This window comes from Nocardia aurea (assembly GCF_003123685.1).
GTDB lineage: Bacteria > Actinomycetota > Actinomycetes > Mycobacteriales > Mycobacteriaceae > Nocardia > Nocardia aurea.
The window spans coordinates 45,089-67,578 of record NZ_QCYJ01000084.1 but is presented as its reverse complement, the minus strand read 5'-3'; the positions used below and the strand labels follow the sequence as shown (position 1 = coordinate 67,578).

The following is a 22,490-nucleotide window of genomic DNA, read 5'->3' as shown; positions in this document are numbered from 1 at the left end:
GTCCTCTCGATGTCGTTCCAGTCCCGCAGGGCGGGTACCAGACGTTACGAGTCGAGGATATCGGCCGGGGATTTGCCGACGCCATGCCCCCCGGCGTGATCTGCGCTACCCGCGACCGTTGCCGTTCTCCTCGGACTGGAGGTTGGCCATGATCTCGGCGACCGAGAGCCGTCGCGAGGGGCTGCCCGAACCCGATTCCTCGTCGACCCTGCGGCGTCGGCGCGCGGTGCCGACCTGGCGCACCGGGGCCGCCGGTGTGGTCGGGCGCGGTGCGGCGGGAGTGGGTTCGGGGCGCTGTTGCGCGGTGCGGCGCTCTTCGGCCCGCTCGTTCTCGGCGCGCTGCTCCTCGGCCCTGCGCTGCTCGGCGCGCTCGTTCTCGGCACGCTGCTCCTCGGCACGCCGTTCCTCGGCACGCTGCTCCTCGTCGCGATGTTCCTCGGCCCGGCGGTTCGCTTCGTCGGAGCCCCTGGCCTCGGTGAAAGCGTCGGACCAGACCGACGAATCACTCGTGCGTCCATCGCGCACCGCGGCCGATTCGTCGTAGTCATCGGAATAGTCGTAACCGTCGGCGAAGTCGTATCCGTCGGTGTTGCCGTGTCCGCTGCCATTGTCGTGTCCGTTGGCATTGCCGTATCCGTTGCCGGAAATGCCCGCGTCGCCGTCGCGGAAATCACCGTCGCGGTAGGAGTTCCCGTAGCCGTCGGTGGTGGCGAACCTGTCCGCGGCGCGGTAATCGGCGGCGGCGAGATCGGAATCCGCGTATCGGTAACCGTCGTCGAATCCGCCGGTGGGGTAACCGTCGGAATCCGCGTCCGAATCCCCGGCGCTCCGCGATCGGACACCACCCGCGTGCTCTGCCGGAACGACCGAGGTCTCGGCGGTGACCGGTTCGTCGAACGGGCTCGCGAACAGCGGCGGTTCGGGATGGTGCGGTTCGAAGACGGGGGTGATGGTGCTGCGGGGCGGATGCGGCAGATGCGGACCCCAGCCATCGGCATTCGCGGAGCTATTGTTCGCCGGGTGTTCGGCGCCGCGCTCCAGCTCCTGGATTCTGGTGGCGTCGGCGCGCAGGGCCGGCCGGTCGGCGAGTAGCTCACCGTCGAAGAGGCGCTGCAAATTCTGCCGGAGGATGGACAGTTCCATGCGCAGCGCGGCCATTTCGGAGGCGTCGGCGCCGACCTCTTCACGCACACGGGACTCGACCCCGAGTTCGTATTCGCGCCGTGCGGTGATCTCGCGTTCCAGCTGCAGTTCGTAGACGGTTTGCAGATCGCGGGCCTTGGCCTTGTCGACCGCGGATTCCTTGCGGAACTTCGTCGCGGCCAACGCACCGATCGCGGCCGCCCACAGTGCGGCAACCAGTCCGATACGCACGAATTGGAGGCTATTGCTGAAGACCAGGAAAACGCTGGCAACCAGCCCGAGAAGTATCAACGTGCCGATGAACAATTTTCCCGCTTCGTCCCGTCGCCGACGGGAAGTGCTGCTACGGGAGGGTGAAACCATGAACGCCAGGGTAGCCCGGATGCGACCGCCCGCCCACAAATTGATTCTGTGATTCCACTCGGAACGATTGCTATGTGGTAGCCGTATCATCGGTCGGGTCTTCCGGTGCCCGACAGCAATACTCGAGCCACAACGCGGCGCCGACCAGGGCGGCTCCCGCGAGCAGGCCGACGATCGCGCCGGGAGAATCGGCTGCGGCCGCGCGCAGCGTTCCGCGCTGCGGGAACACCCAGAACAGGAAGCCGAGCCAGATCCCCGAGGCGATCGCGCCCACGTGCGCCGACGCCTTCGCCAGCGCCACCGCCCGAGCCACGGTGATCGGATGCAGTTGATGCCTGCCGTCACCGATTTCGCGATCGTTGACCCTGGCCCGGATGACGAAGGCCAGCGCCACCTCGATCGCGGCCACCGGATACAGCGAGGCGCCCGCGAGCACCGAGATCGGCGGGAAACTGCTGTAGGCGACCCTGGTCGCGATCCATGCCGCGATCGTGGCGACGAGGAAATCCGCTACCAGATCCAGCACCCGGGTCGGCGAGAGTTTCACGAGGCGCTCCCCCGCTCACCCGACAGCGACAACTCGGTCCGCAGCACTCCGTCGCGCTCCTCGGCCGCCAATTCGGCGAGCAGCTCACGCACCGGACGGACCGCACCGTCGACGGGCAATGTCGCGTCCGGTTCGACCTCCAGCCACGGCACCAGCACGAAAGCCCGATGACGCGCCTGCGGATGCGGCAGCGTCAGCACCGGATCGTCGCTGAGGATCGGCTCGGTCCCGGTTCCGCACCAGACCACGTCCACATCCAGGGTGCGCGCACCCCAGCGGATGTCGCGCACGCGCGCGGCCGCCTGTTCCATCCGCTGCCCCTCGGCCAGCCAATCCCGACAGTCGAGATCCGGATCATCCACCAGTACAACGGCATTCAGGTAATCGTCCTGATCGATACCACCCCACGGCGGCGTCGAGTACACCGAGGACACCGCGACGACCCGATCACCGAAACCGTCGACGACACCGCGCAGATAGCCGAGCCGATCACCCATGTTGGAGCCGATCGACAGGACCGCCCGGCTCACGAACGCGCCTCGCGCGCACCGGTCCCGATCATCCGGTCACCGCCCTGGTCCGCGAGGTGACCACCCGGACATCGGCGAAGGCGTGCGGAATCGGCGCGGAGGGTTTGTGCACGACCACCTCGACCGCGCGGATCCGCGGATCGGTCATCACGTCGTCGGCGATCTCGGAGACGACCGTCTCGATCAGATCGCGCGGGGTGCCCGACACGATCCGCACCGCCCGATCCGCGAGCGCGCCGTAGTCCACCGTGGCGGCGAGGTCGTCGGAAGCGGCGGCCGCGGCGAAATCCACCCAGACGGTGAGATCGACGATGAACTCCTGGCCGTCGCGCTTCTCGTGTTCGAAAACGCCGTGGTGGCCGAACACGCGCAATCCGCGCAGTTCGATCCGGTCCGCACCGGAACCGAGGCCGCGCCCGCGGCCGGAATCGATGATGGACGTTTCGGTCATCCGGTCGCTCCCCGTGACGATGCGCCCGCCGACGCTGCGGCGTGCGGTTGATCGGCGGCGGCCCGCCAGGCATCGGTCACCGCGAGCGCGTCCAGCGAGGCGCGGACATCGTGCACCCGGACGCCCCACGCACCGTGCAGCGCGGCCAACGCCGATATGGTCGCGGTCGCCGTCTCCCTGCCGTCGGGCGGACGCGGGCCCGCCTCGTCGGCCAGCAGCGTGCCGAGAAAACGTTTGCGTGACGCGCCGATCAGGACGGGAAGCCCGTCGGCCACCAACCGCGGCAGCGCGCCGAGCAGCGCCCAGTTGTGTTCGGCGTTCTTGGCGAATCCGAGACCGGGATCGAGCAGCAGTCTGCGCGGGTCGACGCCCGCGGCGACAGCCATGTCCACCTGGGCGTTCAGTTCCGCGCGCACCTCGGCGACGACGTCGTCGTAGTGGTCGGCGGGACCGGTGTGGCGATAATCCGCCGCCGCCCGCCAGTGCATGAGAATCCACGGGATATCCGCCGCGGCGACGACGCGCACCATCGCCGGATCGGCGCGCCCGCCCGACACGTCGTTCACGATCGAGACCCCGGCCGCGATGGCGGCTTCGGCCACGTCGGCGCGCATGGTGTCGACACTGGTCGGCACGCCCGCTTCGACCAGTGCGCGGATCACCGGGGTCACCCGCGCGGCTTCGGTACCCGGATCGATCCGGATCGCGCCGGGGCGGGTGGACTCACCGCCGACGTCGATGATGTCGGCGCCGAGTTCGTACAGCGCGATGCCGTGCGCGACAGCGCGATCGGTGTCGAGATACCGGCCGCCGTCGGAGAACGAGTCACTGGTGACGTTCACCACGCCCATCACCACGCAACCGCGACCGGAACGCGGGGTGAGGATTCCGACTCGCGTCACCGGCTCACCGCCGCCGTGACCCTCGCGCTCCCGGATTCCGCCACCGCCGCTGCCTCACTTCCGAAGAATGAGGTCGAGTGCCTCCGAGCGCGACGAGGCGCTGGTCTGCAACAGGCCGCGCACCGCCGAGGTGGTCGTGCTCGCACCCGGCTTGCGGATACCGCGCATCGCCATGCAGAGGTGTTCCGCCTCGACGACGACGATCGCGCCGCGCGGATCCAGTTTCCGCATGACCGCGTCGGCGATCTGACTGGTCAGCCGTTCCTGGACCTGGGGGCGCTTGGCGTAGAGATCGACCAGCCTGGCGAGTTTGGACAATCCGGTGACCCGACCGTGCGTGCCGGGGATGTAGCCGACGTGCGCCACACCGTGGAAGGAGACCAGGTGGTGTTCACAGGTCGAGTACAGCGGAATGTCGCGGACCAGCACCAATTCCTGGTGTCCCTCGTCGAACGTGGTGTTCAGCACCGCGTCCGGCTCGGTGTACAGGCCGGCGAAGACTTCCCGGTAGGCACGGGCGACGCGGGCCGGAGTGTCGAGCAGTCCCGGTCGATCGGGATCCTCGCCGACCGCGATCAGCAATTCTCGAACGGCCGCCTCGGCGCGCGGTTGGTCGAACGGACGCCCGCTCTCCACCGCGATGAGTTCCGGCCTGGCCTGATCCGCGTCGGACCCGCCGCGTTCGGCCCCCTCGGAGCCGTTGCGCGTCTGATCGACGACGTCATGCTTGGGCGACAATCGAGGACACCTCCAAAATCCCGGGTGCAGCAATCACTAGGCACCCCGATGGTCGAGCGTAATCGGCGGCTTCCGGTGGCCTCACAGGGCCACCGGAAAATCAGTGCCGACCGTTCGGTCCTTCCCAGTCCCGATTCTCGCCATCGTTCTGCTGAGCGGGCTCGTCGTAGCCGCCGCGGTCGTAACCGCGATCCGCACCGGGTTGCCCCTGCTGCGGATTGGCCCACGGCTGGTAGCCACCGTGCTGATCGCCGGACCGTCCGCCGCCGTACCCCTGCTGTCCCGACTGCTGCGGTTCGTCGCGCGGCGGCCAGCCCGGAGCCGACCAGCCCGCGGGAGCGCCGTAATCCGGACGCGAACCGTGCGTCGGACCGCCCTGGCGGGGCAGCGCGTGGGTCGGGGCCTGCGGCAAGGGGTAACCGCCGGTCGGATAGCCGCCCGAGGATCCGGGATGGCCGTACTGCGGCTGGGCCTGGTAGCCCTCCGGCGGGTAGCCGTTGGCCGGCGCGGGCTCACGTTGCGCGGTCGCGGCGGCGGGCAGCGGAACCACCGGCTCCGGCGGCCACGGCTCGCCACGCTCGGCGGCCAGTTCACCCGGCGTCTTGACCGGCGGCTTGTCCGAGGGCACCCGGTCGCCGAAATCGTTGAACGCGGTGATGCGCGGACGCTTCTGCACCGCGGTGAGCAACGTCTCCAGTTCCTTGCGGTGCAGCGTCTCCTTCTCGAGCAGCGCCGTCGCGAGGACGTCGAGCACGTCGCGATACTCGTTGAGAATGGACCACGCCTCGGTGTGCGCGGCCTCGATCAGGTTGCGCACCTCCTCGTCGATGGCGCCCGCGACCTCGTGCGAGTAGTCCGAGCTCACGCCCATCGAGCGGCCGAGGAACGGATCGCCCTGCTCCTGGCCGTAGCGCACCGCGCCCAGACGAGAACTCATGCCGTATTCGGTGACCATGGCGCGCGCGATCTTGGTGGCCTGGTCGATATCGGAGGACGCGCCGGTGGTCGGCTCGTGGAATACCAGTTCCTCGGCCGCGCGGCCGCCCATCGCCATCACCAGGCGGGCGATCATCTCCGAGCGGGTCATCAGGCCCTTGTCGTCCTCGGGCACCGTCATGGCGTGACCACCGGTGCGGCCGCGGGCGAGGATGGTGACCTTGTAGACCGGTTCGATATCGGGCATCGCCCACGCGGCCAGGGTGTGACCACCCTCGTGGTAGGCGGTGATCTTCTTCTCGTGCTCGCTGATGATGCGGCTCTTGCGGCGGGGACCGCCGATGACGCGGTCGACCGATTCCTCCAGCGAGTCGCCGGTGATCACGGCGCCGTTCTCGCGGGCGGTGAGCAGCGCGGCCTCGTTGATGACATTGGCCAGATCCGCGCCGGACATACCGACGGTGCGCTTGGCGAGACCGTCGAGGTCGGCGTCGGGGGCGATCGGCTTACCCTGCGAATGCACGCGAAGGATGGCGCGACGGCCCGCGAGATCCGGATTGCCGACCGGGATCTGGCGGTCGAAGCGGCCCGGACGCAGCAGCGCGGGATCGAGGATGTCGGGGCGGTTGGTCGCGGCGATCAGGATGATGCCGGTGCGGTCGCCGAAGCCGTCCATCTCGACGAGCAACTGGTTCAGCGTCTGCTCGCGCTCGTCGTGACCGCCGCCGAGGCCCGCGCCACGCTGACGGCCGACCGCGTCGATCTCGTCGACGAAGATGATGCAGGGGCTGTTCTGCTTGGCCTGCTCGAACAGGTCGCGCACGCGGGAGGCGCCGACGCCGACGAACATCTCGACGAAATCCGAACCGGAGATCGTGAAGAACGGCACACCCGCCTCGCCCGCGACAGCGCGCGCGAGCAGTGTCTTACCGGTTCCCGGCGGACCGTAGAGCAGCACACCCTTGGGGATCTTCGCGCCGAGTGCCTGGTAGCGCACCGGATTCTGGAGGAAGTCCTTGATCTCGTACAGCTCTTCGACGGCCTCGTCCGCGCCCGCCACATCGGAGAACGTGGTCTTGGGCATGTCCTTGGACAGCTGTTTGGCCTTCGATTTGCCGAAGCCCATCATGCCGCCGCGACCACCGCCCTGCATACGAGCCATGACGAAGAGGAAAAGGCCGAGCAGGATGACCGTCGGCAGGACGAACAACAGGATCTGGGTGAGCAGACTCTCCTGTTTGACGACCGTGTCGTACGGTGCGCCGGATTTCTGGACCGCGTCGAATATCTGCGCCGAGGTCTCACTGCCGCCGGGGAACTTGGCGATGATCTTGCTCTCGCCCTCGGTGGCGTCGCTGCCGTTGTTCAGCTCGATCCGCAACTGCTGTTCGCGGTCATCGATCTGGACGTTCTTGACGTTGCCCTTGTTCTCGAGCTGGCTCAGGGCCACCGACGTATCGACGCTCTTCCAGCCGCGCGTGTCGTTACCGAAATAGCTGAACGCATAAACAACGAGCAGGATGCCCGCGATTATGGCCAGAGTGCGAAACACTGTCTTGCGGTTCATAGAGCGTCGGCCGGGTGGCCAGTCCTTTCCGGTGTCTCCGGTCTGCCTAGCGGAACGTCGGGCGGCGTCTGTGTCGCAACCCGCCGTGGCGGTGTCGGATCACACCCTCGCCCGCCCGCGTGCGGGACGGATTCGGATGCGGACAAGCCACGTTACCGCGTACGGTCTACTCGATACATCGCGCAGTTCGGCAGTTGGTGCAGTTCGACAGGTAAACGGCCGGGGAACGAAGGTGGTTCCCGAGATCCCCGCTCCGGTTTACCCCGAGTGGTCACAATCATGGCATGTTCGGCCTATCGTGAGCGACGACACAACATCGCGGAGTGGTCGAGCGGCCTCGAAGGAGGTGGGCGAAGCGACAGATTTTCGCCGCGTAGGTCGCCCGCATACGCCACACCAGACAAGAGCGCAGGGGGTATGGACATAGTCGAGCTACGGACACCCACAGCGATAGTGCGCCACGGTCACGGACGATTGATCGTCCTACGGCCGGGGAGCGAAGGCGAGCGCGTACTCGACGTACCGGTCACCGATCTACTGAAGGTCAGGTTGAACCGCCGCGCCGACGACGCGGTCGTCATCGAGATCTTTCTGCGTTACCCCACCCCGGTGCTGACCGGCGTGCCCGCCGACCGCACCCCGCTCCCCGTGCTCATCGCCGAGCACGACGTCCCCGCCGCGACGGGGATCGTCGACCGGATCAACGATCAGGTGCTGGCGAGCCAGCGCATCGACGTCGCCGCGCCCGATCTGCATCCACCCGCCCCGACCTGGGCCAAGAGTGGTCCCACCCGTGCCGATGTCGAGCGCGCGGTGCGCAGGATGACGCCGAGGCGCGAGGTGAAATCCGCCGTCGCGGCACTGCACCGCTATGTCACCCCCGACGAATACGTGCTGGAGACCGCGATCGCCATCGCGCATCCGCCCGCCGGAACCGGTCAGGGGTTGCTCGCCGCGACCACCGAACGACTGTTGTTCGTCTCGATCGGTCCCGGTGAGCGCTACGCGCACGAACTGCCGATTCCCGCCGTGCTGTGGGCTCGCACCACCGACGGCGTCCCGTCCGCGCCCGGCGAGATCGGCGCGCGCGGGGAAGCCGGTATCGACGTGCACGACGGCAATGTCACGCTCCGCTTCACCGGCACCGAACGCGCCGATACCGAGCGGGTCACCTGCGCGGTGAATTTCGCGATCCGTCGCGATTCCGCCGACGGCGCCGCGGGACCGGCCGATCCCGGTGTGGCACAGCTGTATTCGGAATGGGAACTGCTGGTGGAACGGCATTCCCTCGGCATGGTGGACGACACGCAGTTCCAGCGATACGGCAGGGGCATCCTGCGGTCGTTGCCCGACGGCGGATAGCGCGACGCCGCCGGGCCGAGCGCTACCCGGCGGCGTTGAGCGTGATCCGCCGCCACGGACTCGTCGGACGCAACCACAGGCGCAGGAGTTCCATGCGCCGGTCGACGCCGCCGTTCTTGAGTTCGGCGAGATCCTCGCAGGCCTGCCAGTAGGTCCACCCGGCGAGATAGGCGTCGCCGAATTGACGCCAATTGCGGTATTTGCGCTGCGCCAACGGAAGCGCGCGCATCAAATAATCCCAGGCCACATCGGCTTCCAGGTAACCGGCGGTGAACGCCATCCTCGCCACCGCGACCACCCTGGCCAGATCCCAGGCGTGGATATCGCTGGGCAGCGGACGGGCCAGATGGTCGGTGAAACCGATTTTGATCGCCTGCGACCAGATGTCGTAATCGCGGACCAGCGCCTCCGGATTGTCCATTCCACGAAACGAACCGACCTGACGCAGAAATGCGCGGTGCCGGTCGGCGCGTTCCCCGAAGCGATCCCGCTCGCTGGCGTTGATGGACGCCATCACCAGCGGATGCACCAGCGCGTAGAGCGGTGCGTGCATCCCGGCCAGCAACTGTTCCATGGAGGCCTGCGCCTCGGTGCTGTCGGTGATGCCCCACGCGCCGGTCAACGTGTCGATCGCGAGTTCACGGCGGTCACCGAGCGGGTGCTCGCGTTCCGGGCCGAGGAGCAGCGCGTCGTGGAAGGCGTCCCAGCGGGCCGAATAGAAACCGCCGAGCGCCAGCGCGCGCAGTTCGTCATCCGATACCGCGGACCCGGACCAATGATCTTCTTCCCGCTTGTCCAGTTCGTCGTAGGGGAATGTGGTCAACGGGGGTACACCGCGGGAAGGCATATTCCGATTCTTCCCCATGTAACTCCGTCGGTCCCGTACTTATCGTCAACACGTGGGTCTTCCGGGAGATTCTTCCGGGAGATTTCGGCCTCCTCGCAAACTTGTCCTGCCGTGATACGTAGATGGGGGCTAATGTGCACCCATGCCCGACAACATCACCCTTCTGCGTGGCCTCGAGCCTGCCGCAACCGAGCAGGAAATCTACGCTGCCGCACTGCAGTACGTGCGAACGGTCGGTGGAGTCTCCGGCCTGAGCACCGCCACCAAGGCCGCCGTCGACAAAGCGGTCACCGCGATCGCATCCGCTACCACACAGCTATTGGCAGACCTGTCGAGCGCACCCGCTCCGTCGGCCGCGCAGTCGACGCTACGCGACTAGCGCCGACACCGGGACGGCGTGCTCACGGCAGCGCGTCGACCCCGTAGGCGGCGACGCAGGCCATGGCGATCTCCAAGGCCAGGCCGCGCTGTTCGATCGAATGACCGAGCAGTTCCTCGATCCGCTGGATCCGATAGCGCACGGTGTTCTTGTGCACGCCGAGCAGTCTCGCCGCGCTCTCGGGACTGCGTCTGCTCAGCAGATAGGCGTGCAACGTCTCGCGCAACCGCGCGGCATTGACGTCACGGCCCGCGAGTGCGCGCAGTTCCCTGGCGACGAGGCCGTGCATGGCGGCCTCGTCCGCTCCCGCGAGGTAGGCGACCTCGACGGCGCGATAGGCGGTCACCCTGGCCGCCGCGGCTCCTCGTTCGGCGACCTGACGCGCGGCCACCGCCTCCCGATGACTCTCCCTGAAACCGCTCAACTGTCCGGCCGGAACTCCGAACGCCACCCGCACGGGCGCGAGCGGCAGGCCGGACAGCGCGAGTTCGAGCGCGCCCGGCGCGGACAGTTCCTCCGCCCGCGCCGTGTCGAGTCCGGCCCACGCCCACATTCCGCTGGCCCCCGAGGGCAGCGTGAGTACGCGGTTGCTGCCGAGCGCACCGGCCAGTTCGGTGGCGACCCGGTCGAGCAGGCCGACCATCTCGCCGTCGCCGCCGAGTTCGGCGGCCGGTTCGTCGGCCCAGAGCACGAAGGCCACGTGCTGTTGCGAGAGCCGGTAACCCAGCCGCACCGACGCGAGTTCGATATCGATCTCGTCGCCCGCCAGTAGCGCCCGTACCGTCTCGGTCCTGCGGTTGAGCGCGGCGCGCAGTACTTGTTCGCGCTCTTCCATATAGGTGTCGGTGAGCTGTTCCACCGACATGCTTATCCATTTCGTCGACCTGTCGAACAGGCGCAGCATGACCGCGCGTTCCAGTTCGCGCGGCACCTTGTGCTGGTCGATGACGTCGTTCATGTACTCCAGGACCGCGTCCATGCCGGAGTGGTAGGTCCGCAGCAGCACCCGCAGTTCGAAACCGCGCCTGGCGATGGTGCGCGCGAGTGCGTGCGCCTCCTCGGGAATGGCGAATTCGAGGCTGTCGGTGGTGAGACCGCTCAGCATGGTCCGCGCGTGCGAACGGGTGCTCGCGGCCAGGTCACGGCGCATATCGCGGTCGGCGAGTTCGGGCACTTTCGCGACGATCGCGGTATCGAGCCGCTCGACCACCTGGTCGAGCGTTTCGGTGCGCATCGTCTCGAAGACGTACTCGGCCAGCCACTCGCGGACCACTTCGCTGTCGGGCCCGACGCGTTCGGGTGCCGCGGCCATCGCCCGCCTCCATCGATCATCGTGGTCCACCACGGAATTTTGGCTCCAGAGTACAAATTCTCGGGACTTACTTGACCGCGCGGGCCAAGAAAGTCCCCTCGAATTGTGTCACGATCATAGACAGTGAGCTGATTCACAGTGATCAGTTTCCGCGTGGTTGCGCACAACGTCAGTGGGAGAACAGCAGTGACCAATACCGAGCGGCCCAAGGCCACCAACGGGAAGGCGGCAGCGGAGGGCACCGGGCCCGCCGTCATCGAGGTACGCAATCCCGGCACCGGCGAGATCGTCGGCACCGTGCCGGACCAGAGCGCGAGCGAGGTCGCGGCGCAGGTCCGCGAGTTGCGTCTGTACCAGCCGGAATGGGAAGCCATCGGCCCCGACGGCCGTAAGGAATGGTTGCTCAAGCTCCAGGACTGGCTGATCGACAACACCGAGCATCTGGCCGACGTCCTGCAATCGGAGACCTCCAAACCCCGCGCGGACGCCCTGATCGATCCCGCCTTCGGCGGCGACCTCATCGGGTATTACGCCCGGCGCGCGGCGAAATTCCTCGCCGACGACCACCCGTCGCCGCACAGCCCGCTGGCCCGGGTCAAGAGGTTGACGACGGTCTACCGGCCGTACCAGGTCGTCGGCGTGATCACGCCGTGGAATTTCCCGCTGGCGATGCCGATCATGGACGTCATCCCGGCGTTGGCCGCGGGCGCCGCGGTCATCCTCAAACCGTCCGAGGTGACGCCGCTGTCGGCACTCGAATTGGCAAGGGGCTGGGCCGAAATCGGCGCGCCGCCGGTTTTCGCGGTCGTCACCGGCGCCGGGGCCACGGGCGCCGGCGTCGTCGCCGAGGCCGACTACATCCAGTTCACCGGGTCCACCGCGACCGGACGCAAGATCGCCGCGGCCTGTGTCGAGCGGATGATTCCCTACAGCCTGGAACTGGGCGGTAAGGATCCGGCGATCGTACTGGCCGACGCCGATATCGATCGGGCCGCGCACGGCATCGCCTTCGGCGGCATGTTCAACGCCGGTCAGGTGTGCATCTCGGTCGAGCGGGTCTACGTCGAAGCACCGGTCTACGACGAATTCGTCGCCAAACTCACCGCGAACGTCAAGGCGCTGCGCCAGGGCATCGACGGACGCGACCTGAACCACGACGTGGGCGCCCTGGCCAACGAGAACCAGGTGAGCATCGTGCAACGGCACGTGGACGAGGCCGTCGCCGCGGGCGCGACCGTGCTCACCGGCGGCAAGAGGACCGGGCAGGGCACCTTCTTCGAGCCGACGGTGCTCATCGACGTCGATCACAGCATGTCCTGCGTCGCCGAGGAGACCTTCGGCCCGACGCTGCCGGTGATGAAGGTCGCCGACGAGGCCGAAGCCATCCGGCTGGCCAACGATTCCGTATATGGCCTCTCGGCGTCGGTCTGGACCGGGGACAAGGATCGCGGCGAGCGGGTGGCACGGCAACTGAACGCGGGTGCGGTGAACATCAACGATGTGTTCGCCAACCTGTTCAGTTACGCGCTGCCGATGGGCGGCTGGGGTCTGTCCGGGGTCGGCGCGCGCTGGGGCGGCGCGAACGGTGTCCGCAAGTACTGCCGTGCGCAGGCCATCACCAAGCCGATCCTGCCGACCCAGGGCAAGGAACTGTTCTGGTACCCGTACAAGTCGTCGAATCTGCTGATGGCCCTCGGCGCCATGCGCGCGGCGGGGGCGCGCGGCCTACGTCGCGTCGACCTGCCCGCACTGCTCAAACTCCGAGGGGACAGCAAATGAGCGACAAGTTCCGCGCCGCGGTACGCGGCAAGGTCATCGTCATCACCGGTGGTGCCCGCGGTATCGGACTCGCCACCGCGACCGCGTTGCAGGCGCTCGGCGCGAAGATCGCCATCGGCGATATCGACGAGACCACCGTCAAGGAATCCGGCACCGCGCGCGATTTCGAGCTGTACGGGAAGCTCGATGTCACCGATTCTGCGTCGTTCGAGAGTTTCCTGGACGAGGTCGAACGCACGGTCGGCCCGATCGACGTGCTGATCAACAACGCGGGCATCATGCCGACCGGCCGACTCGTCGACGAACCCGATCAGGTCACCCGCCGCATTCTCGATATCAACGTCTACGGCGTGATCCTCGGCTCCAAACTGGGGCTGGCCCGGATGCTGCCGCGTAAGACCGGCCATATCGTCAATATCGCGTCGCTCGCGGGCGAGACCCACATTCCGGGTCTGGCCACCTACAACGCCAGCAAACACGCGGTGCTCGGGTTCACCGACACCCTGCGCGAGGAGTACCGGGGGTCGGGCGTGCACTTCTCCTCGGTGCTGCCGACGCTGACCAATACCGAACTCGGTTCGGGCGTCACGCCGCCGAAGCTGTTGCGTCCGGCCGAGCCGGAGGAGATCGCCGACGCCATCGTCGGACTGATCGCCGCGCCCAAGTCGAAGGTCAGGGTGACCGCGGTGGCCGGGGCCATTTCGCGGTTCGTGGGATTCCTGCCGGAAGCGGTCGGCGACAGTCTCGGCCGCGCGCTGGGGTCGGGTCACGCTTTCCTCGACGATGTGGACGCCGAGCGGCGCAAGGCCTACGAGGACCGGGCGCGCAGCGTCTGATCTTTCCGCACCGCGAGACGGGGCGCCGGGGTACTTCCCCGGCGCCCCGTTTTCGCGTGCGCGGGTCCGTTGTCGTCGTGCGCCCGGTGTGCCGAAGCCTCCGCCGAGCCGGTCTACAAACCAATTTGTGACCAACATCACATGGTTGAATTCTGCGGATCCCGGCGGGAACCGACGAATGATTCCTGCCGATTCACCGCTACGGATCGACCGGCCGGACCTCCCGCGCGCGACCGATGAACGTTGGACCATTTCCCCTGGTCATACGTCCAGCATTGATAGGTCGTGCCATCTTTTTCGAGTCTGCTCGAGATTCGCTCGCTGGAGCGTGCACATGATCATGACAAGCAATATGCTGTCCCTAACAAACCTATCGACGGTTTCTGTGGCTGTATTCCGACTTTTTGGCTTGATAAGGCTAGAAATTCCCGACTAATTCTGATAGCAAGGGGCTATGGACCCGCACTTGCGCGACCTGCGGTATTTCGTCGCTGTCGCTGAGGAACTGCATTTCACCAACGCCGCCCAGCGGCTGCACATCGCTCAACCCACTCTGTCGCGCCAGATTCGCCAGCTCGAACGTCAGCTCGACGTGGTCCTGTTCGACCGCAACCAGCGCAGCGTCGCGCTGACCGTGGCGGGTAAAGAACTGCTCGAAGGCGCGCGCAAGATCCTCGAACTCTGGGAGGTCACCAACGTCTCCCTGCAGGAGGCGGGTGAAGTGCTGCGCGTCGGCATCCAGTCCGCGCTCGGACGCGGCCTGCTCAACGATCTCGAGAGCGCGAGCGGACATCGCCTCGCCCTGCACGCCGCGTCGTGGACCGACGCGTCGAGCGGCCTCGGCGGACGGCAGGCCGATCTCGCGCTGGTGTGGCTCCCGCTGCCCGACCCGAACCGCTACCGCTGGCAGGTGCTGCGCACCGAACCACGCTGGGTGTTGCTACCGGAGAATCACGCGCTGGCCGACAACGAGACCATCGAATTCACCGATCTGCTCGATGAGCCGTTCATCGCGCTGCCCTCCGAAGCCGGTGCGGTACGTGACTTCTGGCTCGGCAACGACGCCAGGAACGGGCGTCAGGCCAAGATCGGCGCGGAGGCCGCGACCCCGGAAGACAAACTGGAGGCCGTCAGCCTCGGACTCGGCATCTGCCTGCTGGCCGAGAACAATGTGCCGATGTACCGCTGGCCCGGACTCACCGCACGTCCGGTCAACGGACTCGCGCCGTGCGAACTCGCGGTGGCATGGCGCGCCGACGACTCCCGCCCGACCATTCTCGAATTCGCCGGCCGCGCCGTCGACGGCGGTTTCAGCGCGACCTCATCGCACTGACCGAGGCCGCCACCCACCGATAGCATCGCCAGTGGGTTTCATCGAACGGCGATGCGCCGCCACGGGCGATGTTGTTCCAATTGGGCCGCGAGGCCGAGCAGGGTGGATTCACTGCCGGGCGGGCCGGCGAGTTGGGCGGCGACCGGGGTGTTCGTGCGGGAATGGGTGCCCATCGGGATGGATGCCGCGGGCCAGCCGACCAGATTCCACACGGGGGTGAAGGGGGAAAGGCGGGCGGCGGTGAGAATGTTGGCGAGCCAGCCGCGGGCTCCGCGAATGCGTGCGCGGGGCGGCGGGGCCGCGAGCGTCGGGGTGATCACGACGTCGTAGTTGTCGAACAGTTCCAGTAATCGCGCTTCGATCCGATCGATCTGCGCGGGGCGGACGAGCCGCAGGCGGTCTACCAACCTGCCGAATGCGAGATGACGCCGAGTTCTTGGCTGTAGTCGTTCGGGTCGCGGTAGTCGTTCGACGCCGGGTAGTTCCGCGGTGAGCCACCGTAGGAGTACCGCCGGTAGAGCGGCCCCGTAGGGCACGGTGACCGTGTCGACGATATGCCCGGCTCGTTCGGCGGTTTCGGCCGCGGACCGGGCCGCTTGCGCCCACTGCCTGTCGACCCGGAAGAAACGGTGCGGCGGGGCGAGTGCCAGACCGATACGTAGTCGCCCCGGTGTGTCCGGCTCGGCCAGATCGGGCCTGCCAGCCATCACCGACAGCATCAACGCCGCGTCGTCGACCGTCGTTGCGAGGACACCGTTTTCGGCCAGACCACCCCAGCCGTCGACGCCGATATCGGCCGGAACGGTGTACCTGCCCGGCTTGAAACCGAAGACTCCGCAGCACGCCGCGGCGATGCGCACCGACCCCGTGCCATCGATACCGTGCGCCACCGGAACCAGGCCCGCGGCCACCGCCGCGGCGGCCCCGCCCGCTCCGCGCTCCAGATTCCACGGATTGCGGGTCGCCGAATCGGCGTCGTCCGACATCGGCCACAAACCCATCTCGGAGATCGCGCTCGTCCCGACGACCACCGCGCCCGCCGCGCGCAACCGGCGCACCACGGGGTGATCGGCGGTGGCGGGCGAGCGGTCGGTGGCCTCGGAGCCGCGCGACATCGTCACGCCGGTGACCGGAAGGCCGTGCTCGACCGCGACGGGAACCCCCGCCAGCGGCAGCACGTCCAGATCGTCGCGTTGCTCGACCGCCGCCGCCTCGGCGCACGCCGCGTCCGCGCGAATGAGCGTGAGCGCGTTGGTTTTCGAATTCTCGGCGGTGATCCTGGCCAGTGCCGCTTCGACCGCGTCGGTCGGGGTGAGCGTGCCCTCGCGCACGTGCGCGGCGACCGCCGTCGCGGTGCGGACGTCGAGCGCGTGCACCGCGCGCGGAGCCGATTTCGCGGCGTCCACTGTGATGGGGGCCACCCCGGTGAGCGCCCTCGATTCGCGGTCCGATACTGTCTGCTTGCTCGCCGCGTTACCCGGTCGCCGCATCTCGTCGAGGCTCCCGTGATCGCGATCGGCTGTCGTGTCCGTACCCGTGGTCCCGGCCGTGCCGGTGGAGCGGAGGATCTCGCCTGCCTCGTCGCGATCGTGTTCGGCTGCTGTTTTCGCGCTCGTCGTGCGCGCCGTGTAAGACATGTGCTGATTCGCCCCCGTCGCTTCGTTGTCGAATTCGGGTGATCTGCTCTCGCGCCGCAAAGTATCATTCCGAATACTGCTCGGGGGATGATGGCGTCGGGTGTTGCGGAAATTTCCGCAGCGGCCACCGACCGATCAGCGCGGAATTCCCGAACATCCGCCCAGCCGCAAGGTCCGAGAATGAGTGCCGAGTCCGATAGTTTTTCCGGTCCGGACATGGGTTCCGAGGGTGGAACCGGTGGCCGTGGAGCCGTGACACGAACCGAGTCGAGTGCCGTGGAGGCATTCGCCGCGGCCTGGGAATCCGCCGCGCGCGCCGCGGCGACCGGGAACACCATGTCCCAGCTGCCCGAGATCGCCGAATTTCTGCCCGATGCCGCGACCCTGCGCAGGGAAGCCCTGGTCGAGCTGATTCGCGTCGATCTGCGCCACCGCTGGCTCCGGCGACCCGGCACCAGGACCGGTTCCGCGGAATCCGAACGCGACGTGCGACGCAAAAGGCTCAGCGAATACTGCGCGGAATTTCCAGAACTCGATCGCGACAGCATTCCCCCCGGACTCGTCTACGAGGAATTCGTCGTCCGTCGGCACAGCGGTGAGCGAGTCGACCCGCGCGAATGCCTTCGCGAATATCCCGGACAGGCCGCCGAACTCCGAGGTCTGCTCAACACCGACGACCTGGACCAGAGCACCCATCGCGCCGCCATGGAGGACTCGACGCGCGTCGACACGCCGGACGCGGACGACGACGTCACCCGCACCGCGTCGGTCCCCACCGTGGCCGCGCGGGAATCCGACCTGAACCGAACCGCCCCCGTCTCTCGTGGTACCGAGGTGAATCGAACCGCGGACGCCACCCAGACGGACGCCACCGAAACCGACGCCACCGAAACCGACGCCACCGAAACCGACGCCACCGAAACCATGGCCGCCGAAACCATGGCCGCCGATGCGACGGACCCGACCGACGCCACCGGGACGGCCACCGCGATCGGCACGACGGCGGGCCACGAGCCCGGACTCTTCGGTGTTCTCGATCGCATCGAAATCGGCCAGCGCATCGATGATTTCGATCTGCTCACCGGACTCGGCAGCGGCGCGTTCGCCCGTGTCTTCCTGGCGCGGCAGCGTTCGCTGCAACGGCTGGTCGCGGTGAAGATCTCGGCCGATCACGGCACCGAACCGCAGACCCTGGCCCAACTCGACCACGACTACATCGTGCGGGTCTTCGACCAGCGTCTACTCGACACCGGCGACGAACTCGCGGGCGGTTCACGTCGGCTCCGGCTGCTCTACATGCAGTTCCTGCCCGGCGGCACGCTGCTCAGCGTATTGCGCTGGGTGCGGGCGACCCCGCAGGAGGAACGCAGCGGCAGGCTGCTGCTCGACGCGGTGGACGCGGCGATGGAGGAGAAGGGCGAGATCCGCCCGACCGATTCCAGTCTGCGCGCCGAGATCGCGGCGCTGAGCTGGCCGGAGACGGTCGCCTGGCTCGGCCGCCGCCTGGCCGAGGCCCTGGACTACGCCTCGGACCACGGCGTGCTGCACCGCGACGTGAAACCGGCCAATGTGCTGCTCACCGCGGAGGGCGTGCCGAAACTGGCCGATTTCAACATCAGTTTCAGCCGCAATGTCGAAGGCACGAGTCCGGTGGCTTATTTCGGCGGCTCACTGGCCTACATGTCGCCGGAGCAGTTGGAGGCCTGTCATCCCGGCCGCGAGCGCAGCGCGGCGGATCTGGACACCCGCGCCGACATCTACTCACTGGGCGTGGTGCTGTGGGAATTGCTGACCGGCGCGAAACCCTTCGACGACTCCACCGCGGGCGCGAACGCGCACGGTGACGACACCACCCTCGAGGCGATGCTGGAACGCCGCAGCGGTGGCGTGGACGAGGCGGCCTTGCAACGGCTTCCCCCCGACTGCCCGGCCGCGTTGCGCCGCGTACTGCTGACGTGTCTCGCACCGGACCGGTCCGGGCGCTGGGACAACGGCGCGACCCTGGCCAAACAGCTCGAACTGTGTCTGGATCCGCGGGCCCGCGATCTGGTCGACCCACCGCCGGGCAGCTGGCGACTGCGGCTGCGGCGGTGGATGGTCCCGATCCTCGTGCTCGCCATCGGCGTGCCGAACGCCCTCGCCTCGTTGTACAACATCCAGCACAACCAGCATCTGATCGTCGACAGGATGACCGAGGAGGCCCAGCGCACCTTCCTGATCATCACCGGCGTGGTCAATTCGGTGTTCTTCCCGATGGGCATGCTGCTCGTGGTCTACCTGTCGAGATATGTCCTGACGGTGCCGCGCGGGTTGCGCCGAGGGCGGCGGTACGACCCGCAGATCCTGCGTCGTGCCAGAGCCGATTCGCTGCTGCTCGGCGAGCGAGCCGTGGCGATCGCGTTCGCGCTGTGGATGCTGTCGGGCCTGATATTCCCGATCGCCCTCCAGGTCGCGACCGGCGAGATCACCGCGCGATCGGTCGTGCACTTCCTCGCCTCGATCTTCGTCTGCGGCGCGATCGCGGCCTCGTACCCGTTCTTCCTGGCGACGTTCTACATCGTGCGGTGCATCTACCCGATCTTCCTGCGTCACGGCGAGATCAGCGCCGAGGACGCGGTTTGGCTGCGCGGCCTCGACCGCCGCTGCAACGGCTATCTCGCCATCGCGGCCTCGGTGCCGCTGCTCGCCGTGGTCGGGGTGACATTCCTGCCGGCCGGCGATATCCCCGAGGTGATCGTCGCGGTGCGGGTGCTGTGCGCGGGCGGCATCATCGCCTTCGTCGGCTCCTATCTGCTGTTCCGCGCCCTGGAAGCGGATCTGCGCGCGCTGGAACGGGTCGTCGCCCCGGGCGGCGGGGAGCGCGAGGTGCGACGGGACGGGCCCCAGCGCGCTCGCGCGTCCCGGCTCCGACGGGTTCTGCGGCCCGTACGGACCATCCGGACATCACCGAGCACGCCCGTGGAGTCGCCCAGGTGACGGTGCACTGGGCCGATTCCGTCGCTCGGTTCACCGCGGACTGGCGGCGTTCCCAGCACGGCGACCGCTCGGTGCCGCGACTCGCCGACTACGTCCCCGACGAGGGCACCGCGCGCCTCGGCGTGCTCACCGAACTGGTCCGCATCGACCTGCGTCACCGCTGGGACGGGGCCGGACCGGCCAAGCGGATATCGGAATACCGCGCGGAATTCCCCGAGGTCACGCAGAGCCCCGCGCTGGTCGAATTGGTGTGCGAGGAATTCGCGACCAGGCGCGCCCAGGGCCCGCTGCCGCTGGAGGATTTCCTCGCCGAATATCCGGAACTGGCCGACTCGGCACGCGAGCGGCTCGCGGCCGAAGCCGAACGGATCGACACCAACGCGCTGGCCCTGGACAGCCTGCCCGCCGAGATCACCCCGGGCAGGCGCATAGACGATTTCGACCTGCTCACCGATCTCGGCACCGGCGCGTCCGGGCGGGTCTTCCTGGCCAGGCAGATATCCATGCAACGACTCGTCGCGGTCCGGTTGTCGACCACCGGCGGCGGTGAACCGCAACCCGTGGCGCGGTTGGACCATCCGCACATCATCCGCGTCTTCGACCACAAATCACTGAGATTCGACGCCGAGGCGGGTTTCGGGCGGCTCGTCTACATGCAATACCTGCCGGGCGGCACGGCGAAGGATGTCCTCGAACAACTGCGCGGCGATCGCGAATCCGACGGCGGCGCGGTACTTCTCCGCGCGGTCGACCGGGCGATGGAGACCAGGGGCGAGATCCGCACATCGGATTCGCGTGTGCGGGAGGAGATCTCGGCGCTGAGCTGGCCGGAGACGGTGGCTTGGCTCGGCAGACGGCTCGCCGACGCACTCGACTACGCCGATCGGCACGGTGTGCGATACGGCGTCATCACACCGGGCGACGTGCTGTTCACCGCGGAGGGCGAGCCGAAATTCGGAGACTTCTCCGATATCGGCGAGAAGCGCGAGAACGCACTGCCCTATCGGTCGCCGGAGGATCTCGCGACCGCGGACACCGCCGTGGCGGATCAGCGCGGGGCGATCTACTCCCTCGGAATCCTGCTGTGGGAACTGCTCACCGGCGCGACCCCGTTCGCCGAGACCACGGATACCCGTGCGGCACTGCGACAGCGCCGCGACGGCGTACCCGCCGACGCGCTGTCGCGACTACCCGCGGATTGCCCGCCCGCGCTGCGGCGCATCCTGCTCACCTGTCTGGAGCCGGACCCGCATCGACGCTGGTCGAACGGGGAGGTGCTGGCCAAGCAGTTGGATCTGTGCCTCGACGCCCGCGCCCGCGACCTGGTCGATCCGCCGGAGCACGGACTGCGCCTGCGGTTGCGCCGGTGGCGGATTCCGCTCATCACCCTCGCCATCCTGATTCCGAATATGCTCGCGTCGATCTACAACATCGACTACACGCGACTTCTCGTCGTTCCCCAGCTGACCGACGAGGCGGCTCGCAAACTCGATTTCGGCGCGGCGATCGTCAACACCGTCGGATTCGGTCTCGGCGCGGTCGTTCTCGTCTACATGTCCCGGCACCTCATCTTCGTCCCGCACGGATTACGCAGGGGCGGGCGCTTTTCCGCCGAAACACTGCGCCGCGCCCGTACCGACACCATCCTGTTCGGCGACCGAGCGATCCTGGTGATCTTCACGATGTGGATGCTGTCTGGCACCTCGTTCCCGATCGTCATCCGCGGCACCTCCGACGCCATCACCGCGTACGACTACACGCAATTCGTCGTCTCGCACGCGATCTGCGGCGCGATCGCGCTGGTGTATCCGTTCTTCCTGGTGAACTTCTACGTCGTGCGATGTATCTACCCGATGTTCCTGAGCCAGGGGGAGATCGACGAGGAGGACGCCGTCCGCCTGCGCAAATTGCGCCGCCGGTGCGGGATCTGGCTGCTCGTCGCCGCGTCCATACCGCTGATCACGGTCGCGGGCGCGACCCTGCTCACCCAGGCGGATCTCGAGACGATCATCGTCGAACTGCGAATTCTGGCGATCGGCAGCGTGATCGCGTTCTCGGGCATCTATCTACTGTTCCGGGCGATGGAGAACGATCTGCGAGCGCTCGAGGGTGTCCAGGTTCCCGCGACACCGGTAGGCACGGTGTGAACCGCCCGTTCGGACGGCTCGTGAACCTGTCGCACATCCACGATCCGGCGACGACACCGCTGTTTCCCGGCGATCCCGAATTCCGCCTCGACACGGTCGCGACGATCGCGAAGGACGGCTACTACCTGCGCGCGATCCACCAGGGCGAGCACACCGGAACCCATTGGGGCGCACCGATCCACTTCGATCCCGACGGGCTCGCCGCCGACGAACTCGAGGTGGAGGATCTGTTGCTGCCCGCGGTGAAGATCGACCTGCGCGCGCAATGCGCCGCCGACCGCGACTACGCCGTCACCGTCGCCGACCTGCGCGACTGGGAATCGCGCCACGGTCGAATCCCGGACGGCGCGGCGATCGTCGCCTGGACCGGCTGGGATGCGAAATGGGGCACCCCCGATTTCCTCGGCACCGGCGAATCCGCCGGACACCAACCGGGTTTCGCCGTGGATACCGTCGAATGGCTGCTGCGCACCGGCCGACTCGGCCGCCGCGGCGCACTCGGCACCGACACCTTCGGCCCCGACGTGGGAACCGACGACACCTACGCCGCCTCCCGCCTGCTCTACCGCGACCACCGCATCAGCCTCGAATGCATGGCGAACCTCGCCGAACTCCCCCACACCGGCGCCTGGATCCTCGTCGGCGGCCCCCTCTACCGAGCCGCCTCCGGCTCCCCCGCCACCATCTTCGCCCTACTCCCCTGAA

At 67.7% G+C, this 22,490-nt stretch carries 18 protein-coding genes; 8 read left to right on the top strand and 10 right to left on the bottom strand.

Annotated features, from left to right (window positions below; translation table 11 throughout):
• Positions 1-105: 105 nt before the first annotated feature.
• The 7 genes from DAT37_RS13530 to ftsH form a co-directional block, all read right to left on the bottom strand.
• Entirely contained in the window at positions 106-1,506 is a 1,401-nt protein-coding gene (locus DAT37_RS13530; protein WP_157978480.1) for a DUF6779 domain-containing protein, read from the bottom strand.
• Between the two features lie 70 nt (positions 1,507-1,576).
• Positions 1,577-2,053, bottom strand: coding sequence for a DUF3180 domain-containing protein (locus tag DAT37_RS13525; RefSeq protein ID WP_109525081.1), 477 nt, complete (start codon positions 2,051-2,053; stop codon positions 1,577-1,579).
• A complete protein-coding gene (gene folK / locus DAT37_RS13520; protein ID WP_109525080.1) occupies positions 2,050-2,583 on the bottom strand; it encodes a 2-amino-4-hydroxy-6-hydroxymethyldihydropteridine diphosphokinase in 534 nt (177 codons plus the stop codon). The genes DAT37_RS13525 and folK overlap by 4 nt, the downstream gene beginning before the upstream one ends.
• Positions 2,584-2,611: 28 nt before the next feature.
• On the bottom strand, positions 2,612-3,034 hold the full coding sequence (folB, locus tag DAT37_RS13515) for a dihydroneopterin aldolase (protein ID WP_109525079.1): 423 nt from the start codon (positions 3,032-3,034) through the stop codon (positions 2,612-2,614).
• Positions 3,031-3,885, bottom strand: coding sequence for a dihydropteroate synthase (folP, locus tag DAT37_RS13510; RefSeq protein WP_109525078.1), 855 nt, complete (start codon positions 3,883-3,885; stop codon positions 3,031-3,033). Before folP ends, folB begins: the two co-directional genes overlap by 4 nt.
• Positions 3,886-3,990: 105 nt before the next feature.
• Positions 3,991-4,578 (bottom strand): GTP cyclohydrolase I FolE, encoded by a 588-nt coding sequence (folE, locus tag DAT37_RS13505; protein WP_109525595.1) that lies wholly within the window; start codon positions 4,576-4,578, stop codon positions 3,991-3,993.
• Between the two features lie 196 nt (positions 4,579-4,774).
• A complete protein-coding gene (gene ftsH, locus DAT37_RS13500; RefSeq protein ID WP_109525077.1) occupies positions 4,775-7,177 on the bottom strand; it encodes an ATP-dependent zinc metalloprotease FtsH in 2,403 nt (800 codons plus the stop codon).
• Positions 7,178-7,594: 417 nt separating this feature from the next.
• Between ftsH and DAT37_RS13495 the strand changes: the two genes are divergently transcribed.
• The gene (locus tag DAT37_RS13495) at positions 7,595-8,539 is read left to right on the top strand and encodes a hypothetical protein (protein WP_109525076.1); all 945 of its coding nucleotides are present in this window, start codon (positions 7,595-7,597) and stop codon (positions 8,537-8,539) included.
• A gap of 22 nt (positions 8,540-8,561) precedes the next feature.
• Here the strand turns inward: DAT37_RS13495 and DAT37_RS13490 are convergent, their stop codons facing one another.
• Complete coding sequence (locus DAT37_RS13490) at positions 8,562-9,386, bottom strand: DUF1266 domain-containing protein (protein ID WP_109525594.1); 825 nt, start codon at positions 9,384-9,386, stop codon at positions 8,562-8,564.
• Positions 9,387-9,528: 142 nt separating this feature from the next.
• On the opposite strand from DAT37_RS13490, the gene DAT37_RS13485 reads away from it, so the two are divergent.
• Complete coding sequence (locus DAT37_RS13485; protein ID WP_109525075.1) at positions 9,529-9,765, top strand: DUF2277 domain-containing protein; 237 nt, start codon at positions 9,529-9,531, stop codon at positions 9,763-9,765.
• Between the two features lie 22 nt (positions 9,766-9,787).
• On the opposite strand, the gene DAT37_RS13480 is transcribed toward DAT37_RS13485, so the two are convergent.
• Positions 9,788-11,077: a PucR family transcriptional regulator gene (locus DAT37_RS13480; protein WP_109525074.1), complete on the bottom strand. Its 1,290-nt coding sequence runs from the start codon at positions 11,075-11,077 to the stop codon at positions 9,788-9,790.
• Between the two features lie 186 nt (positions 11,078-11,263).
• Between DAT37_RS13480 and DAT37_RS13475 the strand changes: the two genes are divergently transcribed.
• From DAT37_RS13475 to DAT37_RS13465, 3 genes are all read left to right on the top strand, one after another.
• Positions 11,264-12,856 (top strand): aldehyde dehydrogenase family protein, encoded by a 1,593-nt coding sequence (locus DAT37_RS13475; protein WP_109525073.1) that lies wholly within the window; start codon positions 11,264-11,266, stop codon positions 12,854-12,856.
• A complete protein-coding gene (locus DAT37_RS13470; RefSeq protein WP_109525072.1) occupies positions 12,853-13,692 on the top strand; it encodes an SDR family oxidoreductase in 840 nt (279 codons plus the stop codon). Before DAT37_RS13475 ends, DAT37_RS13470 begins: the two co-directional genes overlap by 4 nt.
• A gap of 454 nt (positions 13,693-14,146) precedes the next feature.
• Positions 14,147-15,025, top strand: coding sequence for a LysR family transcriptional regulator (locus DAT37_RS13465; protein WP_109525071.1), 879 nt, complete (start codon positions 14,147-14,149; stop codon positions 15,023-15,025).
• A gap of 38 nt (positions 15,026-15,063) precedes the next feature.
• Here DAT37_RS13465 and DAT37_RS13460 read toward each other — a convergent pair whose 3' ends face one another.
• On the bottom strand, positions 15,064-16,662 hold the full coding sequence (locus tag DAT37_RS13460; RefSeq protein WP_232839729.1) for an amidase: 1,599 nt from the start codon (positions 16,660-16,662) through the stop codon (positions 15,064-15,066).
• 705 nt (positions 16,663-17,367) lie between these two features.
• On the opposite strand from DAT37_RS13460, the gene DAT37_RS13455 reads away from it, so the two are divergent.
• The 3 genes from DAT37_RS13455 to DAT37_RS13445 are packed head-to-tail and all read left to right on the top strand — an operon-like array spanning position 17,368 to position 22,489.
• Positions 17,368-19,638: a serine/threonine-protein kinase gene (locus tag DAT37_RS13455; protein ID WP_408637409.1), complete on the top strand. Its 2,271-nt coding sequence runs from the start codon at positions 17,368-17,370 to the stop codon at positions 19,636-19,638.
• Complete coding sequence (locus DAT37_RS13450) at positions 19,635-21,785, top strand: protein kinase domain-containing protein (protein ID WP_232839727.1); 2,151 nt, start codon at positions 19,635-19,637, stop codon at positions 21,783-21,785. Before DAT37_RS13455 ends, DAT37_RS13450 begins: the two co-directional genes overlap by 4 nt.
• Entirely contained in the window at positions 21,782-22,489 is a 708-nt protein-coding gene (locus DAT37_RS13445; protein WP_109525069.1) for a cyclase family protein, read from the top strand. The genes DAT37_RS13450 and DAT37_RS13445 overlap by 4 nt, the downstream gene beginning before the upstream one ends.
• Position 22,490: the final 1 nt, after the last annotated feature.